Source organism: Candidatus Nitrosopumilus sp. (assembly GCF_965223225.1).
In the GTDB taxonomy this organism is placed as follows: domain Archaea; phylum Thermoproteota; class Nitrososphaeria; order Nitrososphaerales; family Nitrosopumilaceae; genus Nitrosopumilus.
In genome coordinates, this window is the sequence record NZ_CBDCVU010000004.1 from 318,566 (window position 1) to 343,597 (window position 25,032).

Annotated in this window: 26 protein-coding genes and 2 tRNA genes; 19 read left to right on the top strand and 9 right to left on the bottom strand. The window is 34.7% G+C overall.

Features of this window, described 5'->3' with window-relative positions; translation table 11 throughout:
* Positions 1 to 35 precede the first annotated feature (35 nt).
* Positions 36 to 2,099, top strand: coding sequence for a cellulose synthase family protein (locus ACOQN3_RS02165; protein ID WP_420544850.1), 2,064 nt, complete (start codon positions 36 to 38; stop codon positions 2,097 to 2,099).
* Here the strand turns inward: ACOQN3_RS02165 and ACOQN3_RS02170 are convergent.
* On the bottom strand, positions 2,096 to 3,604 hold the full coding sequence (locus ACOQN3_RS02170; protein ID WP_420544851.1) for a chemotaxis protein: 1,509 nt from the start codon (positions 3,602 to 3,604) through the stop codon (positions 2,096 to 2,098). The genes ACOQN3_RS02165 and ACOQN3_RS02170 overlap by 4 nt on opposite strands.
* Before the next feature lie 434 nt (positions 3,605 to 4,038).
* Between ACOQN3_RS02170 and ACOQN3_RS02175 the strand changes: the two genes are divergently transcribed.
* Together ACOQN3_RS02175 and ACOQN3_RS02180 are read left to right on the top strand one after the other, a co-directional pair.
* Positions 4,039 to 5,367, top strand: coding sequence for a cation:proton antiporter (locus ACOQN3_RS02175; protein ID WP_420544852.1), 1,329 nt, complete (start codon positions 4,039 to 4,041; stop codon positions 5,365 to 5,367).
* Positions 5,360 to 5,791: a hypothetical protein gene (locus tag ACOQN3_RS02180; RefSeq protein ID WP_420544853.1), complete on the top strand. Its 432-nt coding sequence runs from the start codon at positions 5,360 to 5,362 to the stop codon at positions 5,789 to 5,791. The genes ACOQN3_RS02175 and ACOQN3_RS02180 overlap by 8 nt, the downstream gene beginning before the upstream one ends.
* 2 nt (positions 5,792 to 5,793) lie before the next feature.
* On the opposite strand, the gene ACOQN3_RS02185 is transcribed toward ACOQN3_RS02180, so the two are convergent.
* A tRNA-Gly gene (locus tag ACOQN3_RS02185) sits at positions 5,794 to 5,867 on the bottom strand.
* Positions 5,868 to 5,930: 63 nt separating this feature from the next.
* Here ACOQN3_RS02185 and ACOQN3_RS02190 point away from each other — a divergent pair.
* A complete protein-coding gene (locus tag ACOQN3_RS02190) occupies positions 5,931 to 6,194 on the top strand; it encodes a hypothetical protein (RefSeq protein WP_420544854.1) in 264 nt (87 codons plus the stop codon).
* Here ACOQN3_RS02190 and ACOQN3_RS02195 read toward each other — a convergent pair.
* A complete protein-coding gene (locus ACOQN3_RS02195) occupies positions 6,186 to 6,695 on the bottom strand; it encodes a 50S ribosomal protein L16 (RefSeq protein WP_420544855.1) in 510 nt (169 codons plus the stop codon). The two genes, ACOQN3_RS02190 and ACOQN3_RS02195, sit on opposite strands and share 9 nt — an antisense overlap.
* A 94-nt stretch (positions 6,696 to 6,789) precedes the next feature.
* On the opposite strand from ACOQN3_RS02195, the gene endA reads away from it, so the two are divergent.
* Positions 6,790 to 7,353, top strand: a complete 564-nt coding sequence (gene endA / locus ACOQN3_RS02200; RefSeq protein ID WP_420544856.1) for a tRNA-intron lyase — start codon at positions 6,790 to 6,792, stop codon at positions 7,351 to 7,353.
* Here the strand turns inward: endA and ACOQN3_RS02205 are convergent.
* Together ACOQN3_RS02205 and ACOQN3_RS02210 are read right to left on the bottom strand one after the other, a co-directional pair.
* Entirely contained in the window at positions 7,350 to 8,006 is a 657-nt protein-coding gene (locus ACOQN3_RS02205; RefSeq protein WP_420544857.1) for a DNA repair helicase, read from the bottom strand. The genes endA and ACOQN3_RS02205 overlap by 4 nt on opposite strands.
* A 175-nt stretch (positions 8,007 to 8,181) precedes the next feature.
* A tRNA-Glu gene (locus tag ACOQN3_RS02210) sits at positions 8,182 to 8,256 on the bottom strand.
* Positions 8,257 to 8,367: 111 nt separating this feature from the next.
* Here ACOQN3_RS02210 and ACOQN3_RS02215 point away from each other — a divergent pair.
* Both ACOQN3_RS02215 and ACOQN3_RS02220 read left to right on the top strand, forming a co-directional pair.
* Positions 8,368 to 9,255 carry a hypothetical protein gene (locus ACOQN3_RS02215; RefSeq protein ID WP_420544858.1) on the top strand — a complete coding sequence of 296 codons (888 nt, stop codon included), beginning with the start codon at positions 8,368 to 8,370 and terminating at the stop codon, positions 9,253 to 9,255.
* Between the two features lie 51 nt (positions 9,256 to 9,306).
* Positions 9,307 to 9,450 carry a hypothetical protein gene (locus ACOQN3_RS02220; RefSeq protein ID WP_420544859.1) on the top strand — a complete coding sequence of 48 codons (144 nt, stop codon included), beginning with the start codon at positions 9,307 to 9,309 and terminating at the stop codon, positions 9,448 to 9,450.
* Positions 9,451 to 9,501: 51 nt separating this feature from the next.
* Here the strand turns inward: ACOQN3_RS02220 and ACOQN3_RS02225 are convergent, their stop codons facing one another.
* Positions 9,502 to 9,672, bottom strand: a complete 171-nt coding sequence (locus tag ACOQN3_RS02225; protein WP_420544860.1) for a hypothetical protein — start codon at positions 9,670 to 9,672, stop codon at positions 9,502 to 9,504.
* A gap of 152 nt (positions 9,673 to 9,824) precedes the next feature.
* Between ACOQN3_RS02225 and ACOQN3_RS02230 the strand changes: the two genes are divergently transcribed.
* Together ACOQN3_RS02230 and ACOQN3_RS02235 are read left to right on the top strand one after the other, a co-directional pair.
* Complete coding sequence (locus ACOQN3_RS02230; RefSeq protein WP_420544861.1) at positions 9,825 to 11,291, top strand: peptidase; 1,467 nt, start codon at positions 9,825 to 9,827, stop codon at positions 11,289 to 11,291.
* Between the two features lie 49 nt (positions 11,292 to 11,340).
* Positions 11,341 to 11,700, top strand: coding sequence for a tetratricopeptide repeat protein (locus ACOQN3_RS02235; protein WP_420544862.1), 360 nt, complete (start codon positions 11,341 to 11,343; stop codon positions 11,698 to 11,700).
* 3 nt (positions 11,701 to 11,703) lie between these two features.
* Here the strand turns inward: ACOQN3_RS02235 and ACOQN3_RS02240 are convergent, their stop codons facing one another.
* Entirely contained in the window at positions 11,704 to 12,183 is a 480-nt protein-coding gene (locus ACOQN3_RS02240; protein ID WP_420544863.1) for a hypothetical protein, read from the bottom strand.
* An 80-nt stretch (positions 12,184 to 12,263) separates the two neighbouring features.
* On the opposite strand from ACOQN3_RS02240, the gene ACOQN3_RS02245 reads away from it, so the two are divergent.
* Positions 12,264 to 12,908 (top strand): hypothetical protein, encoded by a 645-nt coding sequence (locus ACOQN3_RS02245; protein ID WP_420544864.1) that lies wholly within the window; start codon positions 12,264 to 12,266, stop codon positions 12,906 to 12,908.
* A gap of 1 nt (position 12,909) precedes the next feature.
* Here ACOQN3_RS02245 and ACOQN3_RS02250 read toward each other — a convergent pair whose 3' ends face one another.
* Complete coding sequence (locus tag ACOQN3_RS02250; protein ID WP_420544865.1) at positions 12,910 to 15,153, bottom strand: beta-propeller domain-containing protein; 2,244 nt, start codon at positions 15,151 to 15,153, stop codon at positions 12,910 to 12,912.
* Positions 15,154 to 15,300: 147 nt separating this feature from the next.
* Between ACOQN3_RS02250 and ACOQN3_RS02255 the strand changes: the two genes are divergently transcribed.
* Positions 15,301 to 16,095 (top strand): ArsR/SmtB family transcription factor, encoded by a 795-nt coding sequence (locus tag ACOQN3_RS02255; protein WP_420544866.1) that lies wholly within the window; start codon positions 15,301 to 15,303, stop codon positions 16,093 to 16,095.
* Here the strand turns inward: ACOQN3_RS02255 and ACOQN3_RS02260 are convergent.
* Positions 16,085 to 16,423: a nitroreductase/quinone reductase family protein gene (locus ACOQN3_RS02260; RefSeq protein ID WP_420544867.1), complete on the bottom strand. Its 339-nt coding sequence runs from the start codon at positions 16,421 to 16,423 to the stop codon at positions 16,085 to 16,087. The two genes, ACOQN3_RS02255 and ACOQN3_RS02260, sit on opposite strands and share 11 nt — an antisense overlap.
* An 87-nt stretch (positions 16,424 to 16,510) precedes the next feature.
* Between ACOQN3_RS02260 and ACOQN3_RS02265 the strand changes: the two genes are divergently transcribed.
* From ACOQN3_RS02265 to ACOQN3_RS02300, 8 genes are all read left to right on the top strand, one after another.
* Positions 16,511 to 16,963, top strand: a complete 453-nt coding sequence (locus ACOQN3_RS02265; RefSeq protein WP_420544868.1) for a PRC-barrel domain-containing protein — start codon at positions 16,511 to 16,513, stop codon at positions 16,961 to 16,963.
* 228 nt (positions 16,964 to 17,191) lie between these two features.
* Positions 17,192 to 18,190 (top strand): ATP-binding cassette domain-containing protein, encoded by a 999-nt coding sequence (locus tag ACOQN3_RS02270; protein ID WP_420544869.1) that lies wholly within the window; start codon positions 17,192 to 17,194, stop codon positions 18,188 to 18,190.
* Complete coding sequence (locus ACOQN3_RS02275) at positions 18,187 to 18,972, top strand: ABC transporter permease (protein ID WP_420544870.1); 786 nt, start codon at positions 18,187 to 18,189, stop codon at positions 18,970 to 18,972. Before ACOQN3_RS02270 ends, ACOQN3_RS02275 begins: the two co-directional genes overlap by 4 nt.
* A 68-nt stretch (positions 18,973 to 19,040) precedes the next feature.
* A complete protein-coding gene (locus ACOQN3_RS02280; protein ID WP_420544871.1) occupies positions 19,041 to 20,618 on the top strand; it encodes a 6-bladed beta-propeller in 1,578 nt (525 codons plus the stop codon).
* Between the two features lie 91 nt (positions 20,619 to 20,709).
* Positions 20,710 to 21,321, top strand: coding sequence for a substrate-binding domain-containing protein (locus ACOQN3_RS02285; protein ID WP_420544872.1), 612 nt, complete (start codon positions 20,710 to 20,712; stop codon positions 21,319 to 21,321).
* Positions 21,322 to 21,520: 199 nt separating this feature from the next.
* The gene (locus ACOQN3_RS02290) at positions 21,521 to 23,113 is read left to right on the top strand and encodes a hypothetical protein (protein ID WP_420544873.1); all 1,593 of its coding nucleotides are present in this window, start codon (positions 21,521 to 21,523) and stop codon (positions 23,111 to 23,113) included.
* Positions 23,114 to 23,382: 269 nt separating this feature from the next.
* Positions 23,383 to 24,012, top strand: a complete 630-nt coding sequence (locus tag ACOQN3_RS02295; protein ID WP_420544874.1) for a DUF47 domain-containing protein — start codon at positions 23,383 to 23,385, stop codon at positions 24,010 to 24,012.
* 10 nt (positions 24,013 to 24,022) lie between these two features.
* Positions 24,023 to 25,009 (top strand): inorganic phosphate transporter, encoded by a 987-nt coding sequence (locus ACOQN3_RS02300; protein ID WP_420544875.1) that lies wholly within the window; start codon positions 24,023 to 24,025, stop codon positions 25,007 to 25,009.
* Positions 25,010 to 25,032 lie beyond the last annotated feature (23 nt).

The window sequence follows — 25,032 nt, forward strand, 5'->3', positions numbered from 1 at the left end:
ATAAATACCGATTAATTATCTTGGAAATCTAGGATATGCCAGTTAATCCTTTCACGCAATTTGTTTTTGATTTATTTATAATATCTGCAATAATAATCATCGCGTATACGTGTAATTTTTACTATCTTGCTTACCTTTCTGGAAAACGAAAAGAAATTTTATCAACTGCTGATTTGGGCACTCCTTCGATAACCATACAACTCCCAATTTATAACGAAAAATACGTTGCAAAACGACTGGTTGATGCTGTTTGCCATCTTGATTATCCTAAAGAAAAATTGAAAATAATGGTGCTAGATGATTCTGATGATGATACATCTGAGTTACTTGCAAAAGCCGTAAACGAATATCAAAAATCTGGAATGCAGATTCAACATGTAAGACGCGGAACCAGAAAGGGCTACAAAGCGGGTGCACTCAAACATGCGATGCAAACCACTGATACTGATCTTGTAGCAATTTTTGATGCTGATTTTATTCCTCCCACCTGGTTCTTAAAACGTGCAATTCCTCATTTTTCCAAACCTAACATTGGTTTAGTTCAATGTCGTTGGGGTCATGTAAATGAAAATTATTCTGCAATTACACAGGCTCAGGCACTCAGTTTGGATTTTCATTTCTTAATAGAACAAAAAGCAAAAAGCAACTCTCATCTTTTCATGAACTTTAACGGCACAGCTGGTATATGGAAACGTGATTGTATTGAAGATGCTGGAGGTTGGCATACTGCCACCTTGGTAGAAGATCTTGATCTAAGTTATAGGGCACAAATGAAAGGCTGGAAATGTGTATTTTTACCTGATATCGTAGTGGATGCTGAACTTCCAGTTCAAATGAATGCTGCAAAACGACAACAATTCAGATGGGCAAAAGGATCTATTCAATGTGCAATCAAACTTCTTTCAGATATTGCTGTTAAACGGAAAGTTGGCATCGAAGCTAAGATTCAAGCTTTCATACAACTTACTCGTCACATAGTATATCCTTTGATGTTGATACAGTTTTTGGCATTACCGATTTTACTGGCAGGACAGGTTAATCTCTATGTAGTTAGCTTTATTCCTGCAATCACTCTTGCAACCTATCTTGCTATGGGTCCTGGAGCGTATATTATGATCATACAAAGCATGTATCATAAATCTTGGAAATCAAAGGCAAAGATACTTCCAGCATTACTTGTCTATAACGCTGGGATGTCTGTCAATAACACAGTTGCTGTGTTTGATGCAGTACTTGGAAAGAAAAATGAATTTCTTAGAACTCCAAAATATGGAATTGTCAAAAAGAACGATGATTGGAGAGAAAAAGCCTATAACTTGCCTTTTACTCAGACTACTCTTTTGGAAATCTTCTTTGGTGTATATGGAATAATGGGAATCTTTATTTCTATTTTTTCAAATAATCCTATCTTTGTTCCTATTATTGGATTGCAAACAATTGGATTCTTCTACATTGCATACATGAGCTTATCTCATACTCGATTTAAAAGAAATAAATCAAGTAGTTCTCGTAAAATGACGAAGAAGGAGAAAATGGCAAATACTGTATACCGAGTTTCTATGGTTGGAATTATCGCAATCATTGCTTTTGGAGGTTTTATGGCCTTTTATGGTTATAATGAGAATATTTATCCCTTAGATAGGGTTAGGGGACATCTTGATGGCATGATTGGAACTTCTGATATTGATGTATTGCAATCCCACATTGCAAAAATCCAGATTGACTTGGAATATGTGATGGATGACATGCCTGAAAAAATTAATGCTGATGGTGAGATAGAGAAAAATCCCGTTTGGTTATTTGGTACAGAATCTACAAATTTTATGCGAATACAAAATGATGTAAATACCCTTTCTGAAGATGTCAAGATAATATCAACAGTTCCAAAAAATGATGAAGCATATCACACTGGAATGTTGGATATCAACAGTAGGGCATTATCCATAAAGACCAACATTGTGGATGCTACTCCATACCTGTATGCTAGTCAGGAAAATATTTTGTTTAGTAGCATTTGGATAGCTGCTATCTTGGGAATATTCACTGCATTAAAGAGAAAGAAAGAGCAACTAAAAGAATCTGATGAAATTGGAATTTAACTAATATTCAGATCTTTTCTAATTTCGTCTACTCCTCTAATTCCATAGATATCTCTGATTTGTTGAATTCTTACGGATTCTTTTAAGATGTCTCGTCCTATGGCATTTGTTAGAACTGAGTAGACATCGCTAAATCTAACTTCCCACTTGTCTGCACAATCAAAAATCTTGCTTATTGCCCATTGTCTGACTTCGTTAGGCAATGGAATTTTGTTTCCTGCTTCGATTGAAATTTTGTCAAATAATCTTGCAATATCTTTCGTTTGTGATGCCATCTTTTCAATCATTTTTACATCTCCGTATTTTGATTCGGCATACATTCTGATATTTGATTGGTACTCTGAGAGTTTCAGTAATGCCATCATCTCTTTTGATGCATTACTAGTAGCTTTACTTGTTGTCTCTTTGATGGTGTGTATCTCATCAAATAATTTTTCTGATTTTCTTTGAAATTCTGATGTAGCTTTATCTTGGTTCTCTAGAGTTTCTGATATTGAAGATATCTTTTCTTCTATGTTGTTTGTTTTCTCAGATACCTTATCTTTGAAATCTAGTATGTTTTTCTCAGCTATTCTTAGTTCATCTCCGATGAATGCTGTAGAATCTGCTCTTTTTGACAATGATCCTATGTTTGTCTCAATTTTATCTATCTTTCCCGCAAGATCTCTTATTGATTGTAAACTGGCATTTTCCACATCGTTTGTCCTTTTTGCCACTGTCTCAAACTGAAGTTTGATATCCTCGATTACTCCTCTTAATGAATTGATTTTTGATGCTTCTGATGAAACTTCATTAATACTATTTTTTATTTTATTTAATTCGTCATTGACATTGGATGTTTCAATTTTTCCTGATATGTTCTTCAATTCTTCCCTCAAATTTTGAATTGTTTGATGACCTGACTCTAAACTTGTAGTTTTCAAAGAAATCCCTTCTATGCTATTTTGAAGCTTTTCTATCTCTGAATTAATCTCTAAAACTGAATCAGTTTTACCTGAAACTTTTCTAAGATCATCTCTAACTTCGTCAATTCTCTGAGCAATTTTAATTATCATTTGAGAGTTATTTCTGATAGAATTCATACTGTCTTCTACCTGTTGGGCTAGATCATCTTTGATAGATTTTTTCTGTTCTTCTGAAATTCTGTTTATTTCTTCTTGCAATCTAGTGGATTGATCATTTAACTTATCTACCATACTTGATTGTGTTCGTATTTGATTTAATCCTGAATAGAGTTTTTGTGTGTCCTCTTCTAAAATGTTAATTTGTTTTGATTGTTTTTGTATGTTTTCTAATGTTAGCGTTAGGGAATCTATCATGCCCTTCATAGATACTAAAATTTTTTGATTTTCTGCAAAAATTTTTGACATTGATTTAATTTCTTTTTGTAATGTTTTGTTGGATTCCGATACTCCGACTACTTTTTTGAGCAAAGCTGCAGGACTAGGTTCCCGTTTTACAACTTTTTTTGTTTTATCTGTAGTCGTTTTTTTCTTTACCACCATTTGCTTTGGATTATATTGTTCTGATAAAAAAAGTTGGGTCTAAAATAAAAAATGTGAAAGGTTATTTGTTTACAACCGCTGGTTCATGAAGTAACTCGTGAAAAGTCTTTTCAGCTAAACCGTTTGCTGTTTCGACAAATCCTTTTGGACAATATTCGCATTGAATCATATAGTACGGTATGGTACCGTACTATTAATAATTAGGTGATTCTATAGTGACCAATAATGCAGTCAGATACCCCAGGTCATGTCTCTACATCTAAATTCAGTTGACCTAATCATCACTCTGCAGTTGCGTTACTGTTGATTGTAAGAAGAAGATAATTGTTCGTTTTAATGTTGAGCCTGTCATAAATTTTCATAAAACAGACCGTATCTATTTTACGAATTTTTGATTAGGAATAACTTTTAAACAAATTTGTTAAGTGATATCATTGCAAAATCATTTACTTCAGTTAGATTCTGGAGGAATTCAAAATTCTCTAAATAACACTGTAAGTACTTTGATTGAGCAGATTACTCCTGAACTTCCACATACTAGCTTTGTGACTGACCTGGCATTTATTATGATAATTGGAGCTGTAGTCACTCTTGCATTTTTCAAAATTAGACAACCACTGATTATTGGTTATCTTTTTGCAGGAATGCTTATTGGTCCTCTTTCTCCATTTTGGTCTTGGGTGTTGCCTGAAGGGGCAACTCCTGGTGATGTTCTAGAGGGTGTAGGCATCCTCTCTGATATTTCTGCCTTACATCTTTTTGCAGAAATTGGTGTAATTTTGTTGTTATTTGTAATTGGAATTGAATTTCCATATTCCAAGATACGTAGTATAGGCAGAGTTGCAGTTGGGGTCGGCACTTTGGGTTTGTTTGCAACTTTGGGTGTTGTATTCTATACCGCTAGTGCGCTTGGTTTGGAGTTTATGGATGCGTTATTCATATCTGCAGCATTATCAATATCTAGTACAGCTATAATTGTAAAGATTTTAGAAGAAATGGGGAGGATCAAAAAAAGTTCTTCTATATTGGTCTTAGGTATATTGATTGTAGAGGACGTTATTGCAGTAATTCTGATATCTTCATTACAATCTATTGCTTTGGTTGGAAGTGTATCTGTAGAGTCTATTGTTGTAGTTGTATTGGTGGCAACTGGTCTAATTGTTGGTACCTTTACGGTTGGAACTAGAGTTATTCCTCCGTTAATTGATAGAGTTGCAGCAGCTGAACATCGTGAGATCTTGTTGCTTAGTGTTCTTGGTGTGTGCTTTGGATATGCTCTATTGGCAAACATTGTTGGCCTATCTGTTGCAATTGGGGCTTTCTTAGCAGGAGTGTTGATAGCAGAATCTAAATCTGCAGAAGTTGCAAAACTTCTCTCAAGTCCTATCAAAGACATGTTTGTAGCCATATTCTTTATTTCTGTTGGTGCTCTGATGGACATATCTCAGCTTGAAAACTACCTCTTCATAGCCGTCGCATTAATCGCCGTTGCTACTGGAATGAAGTTTGGTGGAAATTTGATAGGAAATATTATTTTCAGACAACAACGAGCCAAGTCTATGCGTTCTGCATTTACCCTGGCCGCCCCAAGAGGTGAATTCTCTATTGTTATTGTTAAGGTTGGAATTGATATCGGTGCAGTTAGTGCCTTCTTATTCCCACTAATTGGAATAATTTCTATAATTACTGCTTTTATGTCTCCCTTTTTGGTAAAGGCAGGAGATAAAATAATATCGTCAATAGAGGAAAAAGAAAATGTCTGAAGAACTAAAACATCTGCAAGATCAAGTCCATCCTGGAATTACTGTTTTTGATTTTGATGGGAAAGATACTCCCTGCATCACTATAGATGAGAAAGAATATGATGAAATGCTGTCAAAAATTGCAGGACAATCAATCTCAGTAAACACTGATCTGAATATCTTACAAGATGGTATGGGAAATGTCTTTGTCGAAATTGTCCTTACTTTCTCAAAGGGAAATATTTTAAAAAAATTCTTGGTTGATGCTAAAACCGATTTATCATTTTTTGAATCTTTGGCCCAAACCTCTATGCTTGGTCTTTCTTCTCCCAAATCAAATTATGGCAAAGAAAATGTATTTATGATTCAACTTCCAAAACCTGAAAAGGCAAATGATGCACTTGAAATTATAAAAAATGCTTTAATTCCAAAAAATCAAAAATAAGATGCAGTTACCGGGATTTGAACCCGGGTCACGAACTTGGCAAGCTCGAATATTAACCAAACTGTACTATAACTGCAACACATCTAAGGATTGAATTTGGATATTAAACTGTTTTTAAGCATTTTATTCTACTTTCTTTATGCATGAAGAAATTCTAAAAAAATTAGAACAAAAGATATCTGATATTATTTCTGACGATAAAGACCTAGATCAGATTGGTTGCTTCTTTTCTGATTCAGATGATTCTAAATCCTTCTCATTGGGTGTTGTTGTTGGCAGGCTTTACAATTCATTTTACTATCAATCAAAAAGAATTCTTAACCGTGAACCTAATGATGAAGAATTTGAAGAATTTATGAATTTGATAAAATCAAAGAAATCTGTTCTGGAAACCTTATGGTGAAGGTTTATTCCAATCTACTACTTTGATTGCTGGTGTTCCTGGTAGCTTTACACATGCTCCTTTCAGGGCTTTTTTTGCAGCTTCCAGATGGTTGTCCCCATTAACATATAACTCCATTATGCACTGTCCTTCTTTTACTCTTGCACCTAGGCTGGTAGCTTTACCCCATGCTCTTCTCATTCCTTCTTGAAGTCTATCTGCCCCTGCAGTTGCAATCATTTTATTCTCTCTTAGGAGATTATGTGGATAAATTCTGAGTCTGGAATAATAGCCTGATTCTCCAGTAGTTTTTTCTAATGTTTTATTTGCCGCTAATCTGGTTGACTCGATAGCCATATGTCTTATCTGAATTTTTTCATTTAAACACAGTTGAACACAGTATTGATAATTTCCTCTTTTTCCACCTTGAAATTTTGCAATTTTTATTTGTGGTTTTCCTTTGATGTATTCCTTTCTTGTAAATGGTTGACCATTTCCTTCCCTGTAATTCGCTCCGTGCATGATTCAAGAGACCATAATGCCCATATTTTAACGGTTAGTCATGGGTGTGATTCCTCCAATGCTTATATGGAAATCCTTTGATTTTTTCTTCATTATGGAAGAAACTCCCTTGATTACTGGTACATTAGTTTCAGATCAAACTTGCATCCATGATAAGAATCTGATCCAAGATCTAACCCAAAAGGGATATGGCGACATCGAAAATGATAAACTATTTTTAAAATCCTTTGAAACTCTTTATTTTTTATATTCTGACAAATTAATTCTCCACAAGGGAAAAAAACAAATCAATTTCGATTCTTTTATGAATATTTGTCAGAAATCTGATTCTGACTCTCTAACCAAGTTCTTAATTTATCGAGATTTACGAAACAGAGGATATGTTGTAAAAGATGGTTTTGGTTTTGGTTCTGATTTTCGAGTCTATGAGAGAGGTCATTTTGGAAACAAGAGTGCAAAATTCTTAATCTTTGGATTAAATGAAGGCCAACAAGACAAAATGGGTAACCTGCAAAAAAAAATTGAGCAAATTACTCAAATGGGAAAAGAACCAATAATTGCAGTTATAGAAAGACGTGGGGAAGTTATCTACTACAAAATAAACAAGATAAATTTTAACATGAATAACTCAAGATTGGATGCTTCTTTTAATCTCTAATCTTCTCGTATCCAATCTGATGAATATTTTAAAAAGTTGTTCTTTTCTGCATACATAAAATCGTACACCTCTACGTATTTTGTCTTATTTTTCCAAAGATCATCAAAATCTTTCATTTTTCTCTCAACGCGAGTTTTGTCATTCCATGAGGTAAAAACATCCACTGATTCAAAGTCTCTGGTTTGTGTGGAAAATGATTCCTTGGATGTACCTGTGAATGCTACTGCATCGTCTCTCTCGTCTCTGAATATTCCTATTCTTTCAGAAAATGAATCTGTTACTTGTTCAGAATTTGGGATGGCGATTTTTAATTCAATTTGTCCGTTATCTACTATTTCTTGTAGTTTCTGAATCTTTGAGCTTCTGATTGTTTTTCCTTCAAATGATTTTTTGTATTTGTCTGAAAATAATTTACTAAATAAATTCAGGTCTGTACTTCGGAATCTATGTCCTGTTACCATTCTTATCTTTGCTTTCCCCTCAATAAAATTCTCAAATGCCATTGCTATTGTTGCTAATGTCTGAAGGGATAGAAAATCTACACATCTATCATATTCTATACAATTGCTCAAACATGGAAAGAAAAATTCTGCGACTATGTCATCTCTGTCAGAACGATACTCTTCTTTCAGGTTAATTTCTTTTAGGCCCATTATGACATCTATTGTTAATACGTATACATTAATTTTTGAATAAAAATCAACGGTTCACGTATTTCCTTGAGTTTTGACCTGCATCTTTCTTAAATCCTTGTCTTTCTCTTGATGTTCATTTTGAGCCTATATTTTGTTGAATTGACATTCTTCATTATTCTCTCAACTTTGAAAATGCTCCCATCGGGATTTGAACCCGAGTCACTGCCTTGAGAGGGCAGTATGCTTAACCGGACTACACTATAGGAGCTTGAAAACAAGCAATCTAAATCTCAATTTAAAGGAAATGTTTTGAGTTTACATGCAATTGTAAAATTTAGTAAGTTTGATTCCTTATAGAAAGTTCCTAATCTTCAATTATATGGATATTCAGAAATTCATCAAAGATAATAATTTAGAGAGTTTTCCCATAGGAATTGCAGGATGTAAAATATCCGATGACAATTTTGATTCCTGTAACTATGATATTGTTGTTTTTGACGATAGTCCAGATCTAAATACTATAGTTCAAAACGGTGATGAATCTGTGATTATTCATCATGCATCATTATCTGAAACTCAATCAGAAAAATTACTTCAGTACCAAAATTTACATATCATTCAAGATGAGTCATGGAATCTGCAAATGCTACTTTCAAAGATAAATCAAAAAAAATCTGATCTTTTTGTTGACTTTGCAAGAAATAGTCTGATAGAATCTTTATTCTGTTGTCAAAAAACACGAGATGCTATTCAAAATTCTAATATGTTTGCTACATGCTGGCAAAAGTGTGCATCCTTATATCTGATAGAGGCAATCCTGTCGTTGAATCAAATACGGTTGAGCCCCTCTCATATGCTTAACCACATTAGAAAATTTGAAAAAAATCCTATCAATGAACATATTTCTGTTGCCATGGATGTACTTGGTCTTGAACGATCAACCCCAACTCTTCTAGAGCGCATGGTAAAGTCTACCATTGGTTTTTCTAATTTTGTAAATAAACATGATAAATTTGATGAAATCATCTTCAAAAAATATAATTTCTTTGTAGAGAATTCGATGCTTTCAGATTGCTATTTTTATCTGTGCTATGTCAATAAAGAAAATTTCATACAAATCAAAAGCACTCTTAATAAAAACCCTGACCTAATTCATATTCTCAAAATTGCATTTGATATCGAATCTGATTCAAATCTATTGCTTGAACAAGCAGATCTTGTCTCAAAGTCTAGTTTTGCTATTCTTGATATTTTGTCAAAAAATTAACTTCTAATGTCTTGTATCAACCTTTTAAAATAAGTAAGATTAAGGGTTATCATGGTAGATCAAGCATGTGGATGCGAAGCAGATAGCGGCGATCCTGATTATGCATGTGATTGTGCAATGCAAGGTCATTGCATATGCGGTTCAGATTGCAAATGCAATACTGACGTTTGTAAAGAAGCCGTTGGACAAATGTAGTCTGATGGTAACTAACAATCTTATTTTTTCTTTTTAATTTTATTATTATTGTTATTCTTCGTTTTCGTCTTCAAATCCCCATGACTTTACAAGCTCTTTCTGAAATTTCTCTGCTTGTTTTTCATTCAGGGCAAATCCGCAATTCTTGTGGGTGGGAACTACAGTCATGCCATCAAGCTTGAATTCTACTTCAAACAAGTGGACTTTAGAACAATCACACATCTCTGTATTTCTCCTAATTTTCCTCTATATTTGCTTATTTGAAAACTGGTTATCTTGTATTTTTCTTAAATTACACATTTCTGAATAACGTTTAACTATCCGTTTTTATTATTTTTATTAGTTTGAAAGCAATATTTTTTCTATTTCCTGTTTTGGCAACTTTATTTTTAGGTGCTTTTCTCCTACCTTCTGCTTATGCTCAATTCCAAGCAGGTGGAGTTGATAAAGAAGGATCTTGGTATGCAGGAGAGGGTCTCAAGCAAGGTGATTTTTTCTCTTATAATGTATGTCATGTTGACTACAAAGAATGTGCTGAATTTGGATTAGATATGTGGATTAAAGGCGATAAACAAGTAGGTACAGAAACAAAATGGCTTGCAGAAGCCGTAGTTTATGATGGGAATAAGGTTATTGTTGGTGAAATGGAACTTGGAAAAATAGCTCCAGAACCCACTGGTGGAAGTGAATCCTTGGGGGTTTATCGAGGAGCATTCAAATCTTCTGTTTCTTGGTTGTCTGCATTTGCTACAGCTGATGGTAGTGCAGGAGGAAAAGGACCAAAAGAGTTCTCTGCTAAATCTTGGGGAAAAATTGGAAACATTGGAGGTGAGCAAGTGGTACCAACAGCACTTGAAACAATCACAGTACCATCAGGAACTTGGGACACTGTGCTAATTTCTTGGAAAACCGGTGGAGCCACTAGTAAAGTCTGGATTGTAGATGGCTTTCCATTTCCTGTAAAGGCTACCACTTACACACATGTATCTGAGGGCATTCCTCCTCCTGAGTATAGATTCACACTATTAGAATATGAAGAAAATGTTCAACAAAGTCCGTTTACAGGAATTGTGTCAACAGATGCTGAATTTGATGCACTTGGCTGTGACGCTGATTTTGAAAAAGAGATTAGCGTAAAGAAGCCTACTGCTAATTTTGATTATCAAATACATGCATTTTATGGACCTGAAGATCCAAAACAAGAATGTGAAATGCAATGGTTGATAAAATTCATTAGTAAATATGATGACACTGAATTCTTAAACCAAGTCCAATTTGATTTTCTAGTTGTAGATGATAACCTTACTCCATTGAGATCAATTGCACAAGAAGAGGGTAGACAATTTCTCTATTCTCCATCTGGTCAATATATTCTTGATATGATTGTAAAAGAGGATCCTGGAAATGTTAATTATGTAATTTGGGTATATGGATTGGCTCCTGAAGGAGTTGTACCATCTAAAGCATCTGATTATCTAAAAATACCTGTAGCAATTTCACCTAATGAGTCTAAAACTACTGTGACTCTTCCTCCTGTAACTACTCCTCCTGTTGTTGAACCTGTTACTGATATCCCTCCTTGGATTAAAAACAATGCTGGATGGTGGGCAGAAGGTGCAATAGATGACAATGCATTTGTTCAAGGCATTCAATTTCTTATCAAAGAAGGCATAATGCAAATTCCTCCTACTGCTCAGGGTTCAAGCTCAAGTTCAAATGATATCCCTCCTTGGATTAAAAACAATGCTGGATGGTGGGCAGAAGGTGCAATAGATGACAATGCATTTGTTCAAGGCATTCAATTTCTTATCAAAGAAGGCATAATGACTATTTCATCCTAACATGCCTACATTCAAATTGTTAGTTTCTTAAAGAAAATCGAAATCAAAAATGGTTGGACTCTTCAAATATCCAAAACGTGAATTAAGAAAACTATTGAAAAAAGGTGAATATGATAAGGCAATTGCGTTAGGAAAAAGTCTAGAATCTGAATATTCTGAAGATCATGATTTTATGTTCATCATGGGGAGTATCTTTTTCATCGTTGATGATGCAAAAAAAGCATTACCTTATTTTGAGAAAGCCTTTCAACTTGATAAAAAAGACATTGAGACTCTTACTCTTAAGACAAACGTTCATCTAGCTTTACAGCAAAAGGCTGAGGCCATTGATTGCTGCGAACGAATAATTGATTTGGATCCAAAAAATTCTGAAGCGCAAGAGTTACTTGACAAACTAGAGTCTCTGTAGGTTTTATTCTATTTTTTTCATCTGGTATGCGTTTTCCATTAGCCAGTTACAAAAGGCTGTCACTCTTTCATCAAATTCTGTCCAAATATGGACTGAATGAGGCAAGATATCGATCTTCCAATTTTTTGTAAATACTCTTACTCCTTCTTTATTTTCATACATGTATGCATCTTGAGTCTGAACATCTCCAAGCATCTCAGTTGCCTTTTCTTTGATTATTTCTCTGTCTATGGGGAATCTCTTTCGTTCATAATCTACAATTAAACTCAGGTCTCTTTTCCCATACATTTCAAATTCTTCTATTCTTCCCTCTTTTGGAAAGTTCACAATTAGCTTAATTTTGTATTTCTTTCCAACCTCTTTTCCAATCTCTACGATCCTGGTATATCCCATACCTGGGTTTTTCTTTAGAAGGAATCTGATTTGTGGCATATTTTTTTTTAATTCTGTTTGTAAATCTGAAATTAATTCTGAGAATATCATGCTATTTTTTCAAAATTTCCTTTTATAATCATTCATCTTGGGCAAGATTGGTTTTTTTAGAACTTGATTTAATTTTGTTTATGGCAATGCCGATGGATTACGATGGAATGAGAACAGACGATGCCTCAGAGAGGACTGATAATGTTGATGAATACAAACGCACCTGTATTGATTTTATCGAGGATATCTCCCATGATTACGAAGCCTGGGTTGATTATTACAAATTGCCTGAAGATGAAGACAAACGAAGACGATCTGGAATACGTGCCACAATTACCCGCACAAATGAATGGATTGCCAAAGTAGCTCAATCCATTCAAGCAGTAGATGTTGTGATGAATGATGGTATTCAAAAAATGGCTGAATCCACTGCCGGTAAGCCTCTTGAGATTGGAGTTTTCATAAATAACACTGCAAGTTATACTGAAGCAAGTCCTGGTATAATTGATGTAAATGTCAAGGCAAGTGGTAGAGATGGAAGAAAAACAAAACTTGGATTTCATTTTAAAGATGACAGATTTAGAATGGAATCTACTTGTGGTGCTTATTTGGAAGAAACTGATTTACCTCTAAAAGAATTTGAAATGATGGATATTCATCTAAAACTACATGCTGAAAATGGAAAAAGGCGAGATGTGATTTCATTTACCGTTACTGTTTGTGAAACTGAAAATGATGTTGAAATTGATAGACGTGGATTGACCACTATAGTTCATTTGGTATAGATTATCGAATTATTTCTATTTCTTCTTCAAGATACTCGATAAATTTTCCAGTGTTTTCAAGTTTGATTGTATTTATGTTTTCTAGATCCTCAATTGAGTTCATCTTCAAATATTCTTCTGATACTGTGTATAGTACATCTTCAATGTAGAAAGTTCGTGCATTTGACATTCCGTAGTAACGTGAATCCCCATCCACATGAGTTATTGCTCCTTTTAATTCGAATCCTTCTGAACTGTTTAGGTCATAAACATAGAATCCACTCCATTGGTTAAATTCTGGCGCAATAATCTTTGAGTTGAATTCTTGTTTGAGACTATCTCCGTTTCCACTAATTGGTATTGACAATATTCCTCTTGATTTGTCAAAGAAGAAGGCTTTGTGATTGTACAGGGCCTCTGAATTTGTGCTTCTGTCTCCTATTGTGATCTCATCTGCAACTTGAGGATTCTCTACATCTGATACGTTGAACAATGCTATTTTGACTCCTAACTGCTGGACTCGTCCATTGTCTGTTTCTTTTGTGTCTCTTCCTATTCCTATGATGTGTTCTTCATCAAATGGATGTAGATAATTTGAAAATCCTGGGATTTTCAATTCCCCTAAGATTCTTGGATTGTCTGTAGAAAGATCAATTACAAAGAATGGATCTATTTGTTGGAATGTAACCAAGTAGAGTCTGTCATCCATAAATCTTGCAGAGAAAATACTCTCATCAGGTGCAATATCTTCTAACTGACCTACAATTTCCAAGTTCTCATCTAATACGTATACTGCATTTGTGCGTGTGGTTCCTTGGAATTCTGTATAGTGTTCTATAGTTGTTGCAACTCTGAACCTGTCTTGATTCTCATCCATGGAAAATTGATTTAACAGTCTGCCTGGAACTGAACCCTTCGATACATATTCGATGCTGTCTTTGTCAATTGATATCTTGTGTATGATGGTTTTTCTTGTGTCTTCTTGGATTTTTGCATCATACTCGTTTAATGCCTTTTTAATCCTATCAAATAATTTTTCCCTTTGTTCTTTTGATAATTCATTATATGAGTTCTGCATTAATTCTGAAATTTTCATCCATTGAGTTGGCAAACTAATTGATGTGTCTTCTCTGATTTTTAGAATCTCTTGCTGAATTTCGTCTGGCAGTAATGGTACTACCACCTCAAAGAACCTGTTCTGAGCCAAGTTTTCATAGAATTCAAAAGGAGTATTTTGTTGGTAAGTGAGATAAAAATTGTTTTCTGATACGTAAAACGTTCCAGTGTATCCCATTAGAAATGTCTCCGAATTTACTGTATCTCCAAAAATATCTATGACTGTTAATGTGTTGAAATTTGAAAACTCTTCCATATTGTCAAAATAAAAGGCATCCGGTGTCATCAACGGCATTGAATCTTCCAAAATTATTGGAAGCCTTGGGTACTGGTGGTCTATGTTGCTATTTGTAACAAAGTATGCATAATCCCCAATCATCCTGGCATCTCTAAAGTGTCCATCTATTGAATAATCTTTTAGAATTGTTGGATTTTCTTTGTCTGAAACGTCAACTATCAAAGCATGAGTGACTGAGCTGTATGATCTTCTTGGGATAAAATCGTACTGTGGAATGATCTCGTCGTCACTTTGACTATTGTAAAATATTACTAATCTGTCTCCATTGAGGAACATGTTTTGGATATGCTGAGATTCTATGTCTAGTGCAATTTTTAGAACTAATTTTGCATCTTGTGCAGGATATGCATCAATTATTGAAAGAGTGTTTCTTGAGACAACGTACACATATTTTGAATCATTTTTTATAAAATCTGGTTCATCTACATTAGCAACTTGTACGTTTGTAGTAGAGTAATCTGGACCATCTCTGACTGATGAGGCGTCTTTTACGTTTGCCACTGGCGGCATTGATGTTGGCTCTGCTGCTGATTCTGAAAACTCAAGCATGATTGAATCATCCATTGCCATAGTTGGCATCGCAAGAATTCTACTTTCATAAAAACCACTTCCAACTGATCTGGATGCATCAATAACTCTGATTAGATCATCTTGAGAGGAGATTTTTTTAATTTCTTGTGTTCCTTCAAAAAAATCTGATGTTGATCTATCCACATAGACTATTTCTGGCGTGCTAGTGGTCTGAGTTGGTTCTATGGTTTCTTGTTCTTGAAATTCAATTGAATACATTATGCCTGCAGTAAGGATTATTGAAATAATCACTGCAATGGGAATTCCTATTTTTGAATTCATTGTCCTTTTTTCTCCTCTTCTGAATAATTTGATTGTAATGACATGATTTAGCGATTACTATTGCTTGGTAAGTTGCGATAAAAGGTTTAGTGAAATTGTATTTTTACCAAACCATTTACATATGACTCTCCATTATTGTCAACTCTAATGCCGTCTGATGAAAAATACGACAACGATGAATTGGTAGAAAAAATCAAAATTCTTGCAACTGATGATGAGAAAATCAAATCCTTTGGAGAATTGTTTACAAATGATTCAAGTCGTGAAATCCTTCAATTGTTGTTCAATAATGAAATGACTGCAAATCAAATTGCTCAACAAACAAAAATTTCTCTTCAATTAGTAAAATACCATTTAAACAAATTACAAAATCTGGGAGTTGTTAAAATAATTCGGGTTGAAAAAAATACAAAGTCTCAGGATATGAAAGTGTATTCTGCAAGCAAGTTTAGTATTGTGATTGTCCCTCCTAGTTTTTCTGATCGTACCAAGGAAAGTAAACTGCTTGTAAGATCTTTTCGACATATTTACAAGGTTGCAGGATTTGCTGTTGCAACTGGGGTGTCTGGCTTTTTTTCGCTTTTACAAATTCCACAGAATAAACCTGATTCCATCAACAATGTTTCCGTTGAAAAACAACTCTCTTCTACTGATGAATCTGATGTGGCATTGACAAGATCTCTTTCAGGTGCTGAAGATGAAAGTCAAAATTTTGCATCTTCTGTACCATCTACTGTTTCAGAGTCCTTACCTGAATCGGATTTTGATATTGAGTCTCAAAATATTGATCAACCTCAAATGGATATATCTGAAATTGCAACAAAAAACATTGATTCGTCTGCAACTTCTGAAATTTTTATTCCTCTGTTGCTAATCACGTTAATTTTTGGTAGTATTACAATTTACTATCTATGGAAATTTCTAAAAAAATCTAATTCTTAGGTTGCTCTGTGTCTTCTAACGTCACTTCGATTGTGACTCTTGCTTCTTTTGCTCTTTCTTCTCCGGGATACTTCAATTCAGATATTTTTGCACTCAGACTATCATCTGTTACCTTCCTTGCTTTTCCTGAAAATTTCTTATTGTTGTATATGATGTGCACCTGTGGGTCTGCTATGGCATTCTTGAACCAATCCCCATCAGGTCTGTGTCTTGAGAAATATATTTTTCCTTTATAGTTCACGGCTCGTAACATAACTTGGTGCTCTTTACCTGTCTTTCTTCCCTTGGTTATGAGTATTGGTCTGAATCTCTCTTCTTTGATCTGCATAGCGCTATTACATTGTCAAGTAATTTAACCCCATTGATAGAAAATTCTGATACTTGACCTGATAAGCAAATCTGATAATTTAGTTTCATGTCTGTAAAGCTTGAAGGAATGCCAACTAACTTAGCTACTGCAGATTCTTTTACCGGAAAAAAGGTAATTGATAGAGAAGGCATAGAATATGGAAAGGTAAAACACATTCACATAAACCAAGACACGTTGACTGTATCGGGTGTCACAATCCATCAGGGATTTCATAAGGACTATTTTCTTTCAGAGAACTATATCGACAAGTTCTCTGAAAAAACATTATTGCTCTCTAGACCTCCTGTGAGAACAGGCATACCCGTCATCGATGTAGATCGACACAAAATTGGAAAAGTAAAGAGATTACATAGAAACCCTGATACAAATGAGTTAGAATCCATTGAGGTAGGTTTTGGATTGATGGGCTCAAAAATATTGTCCAAATCTGAAATATGGGGAGTTGGCGAAAAGGTCATTTTGGGAATGACTAAAGAAGAATTCAAAAATATTGAATAATTCTTTCAATCTATTTTTTCAAAAAGAAACGTGTCTTTGACTATTTGATATTTTTAGCACAAACTTGACAAACCGGAACTCCGTCCACTACTGTTATCTCTTCATTGACGAATGACATTTCTGGCATAATCCTTTCATGTTGCTAGTTTGTTGATTCTTCTTTAAAATTTTTGTGAGTTTTTCTTTCATGATACTTAGCAATTTATAATTGAATTAAGCGATCAAAATATGTACTCCATAGAAACAAAATCTCTGGTAAAGTCATTTGGTGATGTTATGGCTGTTAATGATGTTTCTTTTTCTGTTGAATCTGGAGAAATCTTTGGATTTCTAGGTCCTAATGGGGCTGGAAAAAGTACTACTATGATGATTCTAACTACTTTGCTTAAGCCTACTTCTGGGCAGGCCTTGATTTCTGGATTTGATGTCACAGAAAATCCAAAAAAAGTCAGAGAAAACATAGGATATGTGCAACAGGAGACAACTGTTGATGAATATCTTACCGGCAGAGAAAATCTCTTGCTTCAAGCAAAACTCAATCACATTCCTTCAAATGAGATAAATTCTAGAATTGATGACGTTTTGGATTTAATTGAATTGTCTGGTAAGCAAAATGAACCTGTTGTAACATATTCTGGTGGAATGCGAAAGCGACTGGATATTGCAGGAGGATTACTGCATAGGCCTAAGGTGTTGTTTCTTGATGAACCTACCGTAGGTCTGGATATTCAAACCAGAAGAAAAATCTGGACATATATCAAAAAAATTCACAAGGAATTTGAGATGACTATTTTTCTTACTACTCATTACATGGAGGAAGCTGATCAACTTTGTGATAGAATTGGCATTATTGATAGTGGGAAAATACAAGTGATTGATTCTCCTGAAAATATGAAAAAAGAAATGGGAAATGAAGTAATTACAATTCATATCGAAGACATTCATGCATCTGATTCTTTCCTAACCAAACTTGAAGAGCTAGAATATGTGAAAAATATCAAAAAAGATAATTCGAAGATCACTTTATTTGCATCTAATGGAACAAAAGTAATTCCTAGAATTTTCGAATTGTCTTCTGAGCTTAAAATTAAGATTGTTTCAATTTCTTTGACCCAACCAACACTTGATGATGTTTTCATTTCTTACACGGGACATGAAATCCGGGATGATGATGGTGGATTTAACAAAAAACGTGAACATGCAAAGATGAAGAGGTTACGTGCATGAATTCGTTAGTGTATGATTCATACACCATTTTTTGGAGAGAATTAAAACGATACAAAAAATCTCGAAGTGGGGTTTTAATTCGATTAATACAACCTGCAATCTGGATTATAGTTATCGGTAACACTTTTTCTGGAACTCAACCATTAATTCAATCCGTTGGGTTTGAAGGTGAATATATTGAATTTATGGCACCTGGTGTCATAATTCTTACTGCCATTTTTACTAGTATTTTTGGAGGAGTCAACACCCTGTGGGATCGAAGATATGGTTTCATGAATAAAGCATTGACTTCTCCTATTTCTCGTTCTGCTATTGCACTAGGCAAGATGTCTGCAATATCTCTTATTGCTGCGCTGCAGGCAAGTCTGATTCTTGGAATTGCATTGGCAATAGGTGTCACTTTTCCTAACCCAATAATGATTGCTCCAATCATGGCAATTGTCATTTTATTTTCATTGGGTTTTTCTGGAATTTCAGTTATGGTGGCTGCTACTGCAAAATCCCAGGAGACCTTTTGGGGGATTATCAATTTTTTGGGGATGCCTCTATTCATGCTAAGCCCTGCTTTGTTTCCTCTGGAATTATTGCCCAATTGGCTTGCATTTGTTGCAAAACTAAATCCTGTCACATATACTGTATTACTTGTGCGTGAAATGATGACTGGTGTGTCTGAGGGTGGAGTTTCAATATTCTTAAGCCTTGGAATAATACTTCTTTTTGTTCTTGTTATGGTTGGTTTGGCAAGTTATGTGTTTACACGTGAGGTTAACAAACCATTCTGATATAAAGTTGACAAATATTGTAAACTTTTCTAACCTTGGTTGTATTTCTCTAATTCTGTAACATTACCTTGTTGAAACTACTTGTCGTATGTGTCATGGTATTTTCGTTGTTTATGGTAACTTCTTCATTTGTTCCAAGTTCTTTTGGATTTGGAGATTATGATTATATTGCTGAAATTGGTTCTTTTGGAATTGCAAAACCTGGATACTTTTCTCATCCTCAACATGTTGCAGTTGGAGATGATGGAAGCATCTACGTTACTGATTTGGGAAACAAGCGTATTCAGAAATTTTCAAGCACTGGAGAATATGTGACTGAATGGGGTAAAAGCGGTAAACAAGCAGGAGAGTTTCATTATCCATCTGGAATAACAGTTGCAGATGGTGCCGTATTTGTAGCTGACCGCGATCTTAACAGAATTCAAAAATTCACTACTGACGGTGAATTTATTGCTGAATGGGGAAAACGAGGATCCTATGAAGGACAATTCTTGTTTCCAAATGGTGTTGCAGTTTATGATGGTATAGTGTACGTTGTAGATACTGGTAACCAAAGAATTCAACAATTTACAACTGACGGGGATTTTATCTCGTCTTTTGGTTCTAGCGGACAGGGACCTGGTCAATTTCTTACAGTAGTTGGAATTGATATTGATAATGATGGAAATATCTTTGTAACAGATAAAGGAAATAGCAAAATTGAAAAATTTTCCTCTGATGGGATTCTTTTGAAATCCTTTCCGTTCCATTACTCAAACTATGATTTCTCACCTGAGGCAATAGCAATTGATCCTGAAGGAAAAATGTTTGTAGTAAATGCTGCATATGATACTATTTTGCATTTATCTCAAGATTCTGATTTGAGATTATCTATCTTTGATCAACTAGGACCTTATTCTGATTATTCCTTTGATGTTGTCACTGATGTTGACTTTGGATTAAATGGTGAATTGCTGATTGTTGATTCTGCAAATCACAAAATTCAATATTATGAGACCGATTTTTACACTGTTCCTGTTTTGGAATACTATGAAGATATTGAGGTAGTTGAAGTTGTAGTTAAGGACCAGACACGTCCTGTAATAGTTGCTCCTGAATCTTTGGTTGTAGAGGCAACTGATATGTTGAGTGCTGTTTCTATAGGTGAGGCCAATGCTACTGATGCAAGTGGGATAAGCACTATCATAAACAATGCACCTGATTTGTATCCTATTGGTGTCACCACTGTAACATGGATTGCATTTGATAATGTTGGATTGACGTCTAACACAATCCAAACTGTCTATGTCAAAGCATGTGGCAATGATTCTTCTTTCTATAATGTAATCAAAGGAACTCCTGGAAATGATGTACTTCAGGGAACTCCTGGAAATGATCTAATTTTTGGTTTAGCTGGAGATGATCTTATCTCTGGTGGTGATGGTGATGATTGTATATTTGGAGGAGACGGCAAGGATATAATCTCTGGCGGATCTGGAGATGATGACATCAAGGGTAATGCCGGCAATGATATCCTCAAGGGTGAAACTGGTGTTGATGTAATTTATGGAAACTCTGGATATGATGTCATTGATGGTGGAGAACATTCAGATCGATGCTATGTTTCTGAGCATGGTTATGATGTGACTATACTTTGTGAATCCTAGTTTTGTATTCTATATGGTACTAGGAGAGATATTGTTTTTACGTAATCTATGATTGTTATTTGTAAATAAATTACAAAACATGTGTCATCTAATGAGAACAAAGATAACATCAATACTGGTGATTGTGACTCTTGTTGCAATTGTACCGCCATTAAACGCACATGCTGATTCAATGCCTGATGAACCTATTTCTGACTTGGAGTTTAATCTAACAGGAGCAGGTGCAACATTTCCGTTCCCACTAATTGATTTGTGGAGAGTTGAATATAACAAAATACACGACAACGTAAATCTGAACTATCAATCAATTGGAAGTGGAGAAGGCATTAAGCAACGCATAGAACAAACTGTGAACTTTGCAGCATCTGACAAACCAATGAGTGAAGCAGAACGTGAATTAGCTCCTGGAACATTACACATTCCTGAATCTATTGGAGGTGTAGTTCTAGTGTGTAATTTGCCTGAAGTTCCTGAAAAAGGAATGAAACTTACTTCTGATATCGTTGGTCAGGAATATGCAACTAGCTTGTTATATGTTCCATTAGCCGATAAGATTGTTGAAATTGGTAAGCAGGGTTTGTCTCAAGTTATCTGTGATGGGGAAATTTTATGGGACTATGAAGCATCAGCAGACACAGGCAACTTGGAAATTCCTCAATGGGTTCGAGATAATGCAAAATGGTGTCTGAGGGTTGATAACTGATCAGGACTACATAAATGGACTACAATTCTTAATTCAGAAAGGCGTAATCAAAGTCTAAATCTCTTTTTATTTTTCTTCGTTCTTATGCTTGTTTTTCTTAAAATTATCTATATAGTTCTACAAATGTACTTTATTGATATGTTCTATACGTAAAGAATGTTCATTTAACTTATACTCTAAAAATAAACTGTGTCAACTAATGACTATGAAAATGATAATGACTATCATGTTTGCAGTTTTTGCAACTTTGTCTGTAGGGACACTGAATGATGTATTTGCAGAGGGAGAAGCAACAAAATACAAAATGGCTGATGATGTTAGTGCAGTTTTGACATTTGAATTTAGAGACGGTATTGAGACTCATAGTTTTCCTGTCTTTAAGATGACATCTGATTTTGTTTCAAATGTTGGAACCACATTTAATGTTCAAGGCGTTGTTGACGAAGCACCTCATTTACATCAAGCATTAGATGATGCTTTCAAATACAGAATGATGACTACCACTGGAGGCAGTAGTTTTGAGTATGACTACCGATTTTTTGATGTATATGCAGAAATATCTAAAAATGGTGAATCAATACGAACAGTAGATTACTATAACTGCGAAGTTTTAGACTATAAAATTGAAACAGAGAAAGATGACTATGAAAGCTATGGATTTTATGAAAAAGTAGGATTTGCAATTGTAGATGACATTGATTTTAGATGTGGTGGTGTTGTATCTGGTGATAAAATAAAAAATCAACCACGTTCTTCTACAAGCTTGGTTGCATATGACTATGGCTCATCACCATTCAAATTTGCACATGATGCAAGAACTACAGTTACTTTTGAGTTTGATGAAGGAACAGAAACAATGGAATTTCCTATCTTTGAACTAACTGCTGGATTTGAGGAAGGCAATGATTCTGGACCTAGCTTCCATGTGGAAGGAATTGTAACAGAACATCCTCTCTTGGATAATGCAATAAATCAAGCAAGAAAGACAAGTGGTTTAGCTAGTTCTTACAACACTGATTTTGAAGCATCTGTAAAGTTTACCAACAACGGTGAATTTGTGCGAGGCCTTGACTTTGTGGATTGTACGGTGTCCTCATTTTTTGTTGATACATATCAAGACAAAGAAGAAGGATATACTGGAAAACGTGGTTTTGCGGTGATTGAAAAAATAGACTTCACATGTGCAGGAATGACTCCTCAAAACCCTACATATGACAAAATGCAAGACGGTAAACCAGTTTGGTCAAATACCAAGATGTACAATGAATACACAGAAAACACATACAACATGGGTACTGGACCTAAGGTTATAGCTACATTTACGTTTGATAATGGGCAAGAAGTGATTGATTTACCTGTTTTTGAACAAGGAACAATTTTGGATAAAGCCAATCCAACATTTGAACTAGTTGGAGTTCCAGGAAGCTATCCTTTGTTATATCAACATGTTGATGATATGAGAAAGAATGGCCAGAAAGTATCTGGTACTAACTCTATTTCCAACCTATTTGATGTTGATGTGAGTCTTATACATGGTGAAAAAACCATAAGAGGATTCAATTACGCTGATTGTAGAAATGTTGACTATGTTATCAAAACACAGCATGATAAAGAAGAAAGTTTCTTTAAGGGATTTTCATTAACAAATGAATTTCACTTAGAGTGCAAAGGATATCATCCTAACAACCCTATCTATGATGAAATGTTTGAAACATATGAAAAAGGCAGTAACCGTAGCACCAATGATCTAAAAAATACTGATGATTGGGCACCTGGATTCTATGTAGAGTAACCTTACTCTTTTTTCTTTTTATTAATTGAATATTGCATATGATCTTTTTGTATCTTGATATCTTCTAAAAGAAATCACTCTAATTTTAATAATTGATCGCATTTTTGATTTGATTGATCATTTTATACTTGAAAAAATATTTAAAAATTGATTTTTTTAAATCCCTTATTCATTTTTAAAGTTATATACAAAAATATTTTGTATTTTCTATATAGACTTGATAGTTATACCTAGTATTGGTTTATTACTCTAATGAGATTCCAGTGATCATGGGACAGTGGCTGTCTTGGGTAAAATCAAACGAGAAAGAACTTTTATCTATTCTTGATAATCTGGCAAAAAAAGCTGTTGAAACTTCAGAAGAATTGGTAGTACTGTTTTCCGATCTTACTGATACTGATCAAGCTAACAAAATTCACAAACTTGAAACCGAAGCTGATGTTCTGACAAGAGATATTTTTTCAGAGTTAAACAAGACCTTCATAACTCCTTTAGATCGAGAAGACATGCAAAGGATTGCCTCAAAAATTGATGATGTGATTGATTTTATGGATGGCATTGCTGCCAGAGTTTACAGTTATCACATTACTACTCCTCCTCCATATTGTGAAGAGATGGCAAAAGAACTTGTTAATGCAACAAAAGAAGTAGAGTATATGATATCTAAACTTCAAAGAATCAAAAACCCTCAAGATATGATTGATCACTGTAGAAATACTAGTGATATCGAACACCGTGTTGATGATCTTTATCGAGAAGCTATACGTGAATTGTTTAAAACAAGTGACGCCATTGAAATCATTAAACTAAAAGATATCTATGAAACCATGGAAACTGCTTCTGATAGATGTGTTGATGTTGCAGATGTGATTGAAGATATTGTTTTGAAATATACCTGAAGGTGATTAATTGATTGAGATAGCAATAGGTGCAATAATAGTTGCATTAATCTTTGATTTTGTAAATGGATTTAATGACTCTGCAAATTCTGTTGCTACCGTTATAGGCACCAGAGTTTTAAAACCTCTCCATGCTGTATCTTTATCTGCAGTTGCAAATTTCATAGGTCCTTTTATTTTTGGAGTGGCTGTTGCGACAACAATCGCAAAAGGAATTGTTAGTCCTGACGACATCACAGTCTACATGATTGTAGGTGGTCTTGCAGGTGCTATTGGTTGGAGCACCTTATGTACTTACTTTGGTTTGCCTATCTCGAATAGTCACTCTTTAGTGGGAGGTATAATGGGTGCAGGAATTGCTGGATTGGGATTTGAAAAACTAGTTTTAGGTGGTCTGACAAAAGTTTTTGCCGGCATTGTAATTGCTCCCGTTGGAGGTTTAATTTTTGGATTACTTTTGACCGGATTAATAATTACAATATTTGCAAATCGTAAGCCCACGATTGTTAACAAAACTTTTGGTAGATTACAAATAATATCTTCTGCTTGGTTTGCCTTGACTCATGGTGCAAATGATGGACAAAAAACTATGGGAATTATTGTTTTGATTTTATTTTCAGCTGGAATGATACCTGAGCTTGATATGCCATTATGGGTTATTTTTGCTGCAGCTACTGCGATGGGATTGGGAACTTTCTTTGGAGGATACAAAGTTATCAAGACACTTGGTGTTAAGGTTACGAAGCTTAAGCCATATCAGGGATTTGCTGCTGAAACTGGGGGTGGATTGATGTTGGCAATTTTTGCAACTCTAGGCATTCCTGCTAGTACTACCCATGCAATTACTGGTACTATCATGGGTGCTGGTGCTGCACGACGCAAACGTGCGGTTCGTTGGAAAGTTGGAAGACAGATTATTTTTGCTTGGGTAATAACAATTCCAGGCAGTGCTTTACTAGGTATAGGCTTTACATATCTAATCCACTTGTTTGTTTAATTTTCTATTAAACATCTTGGTTT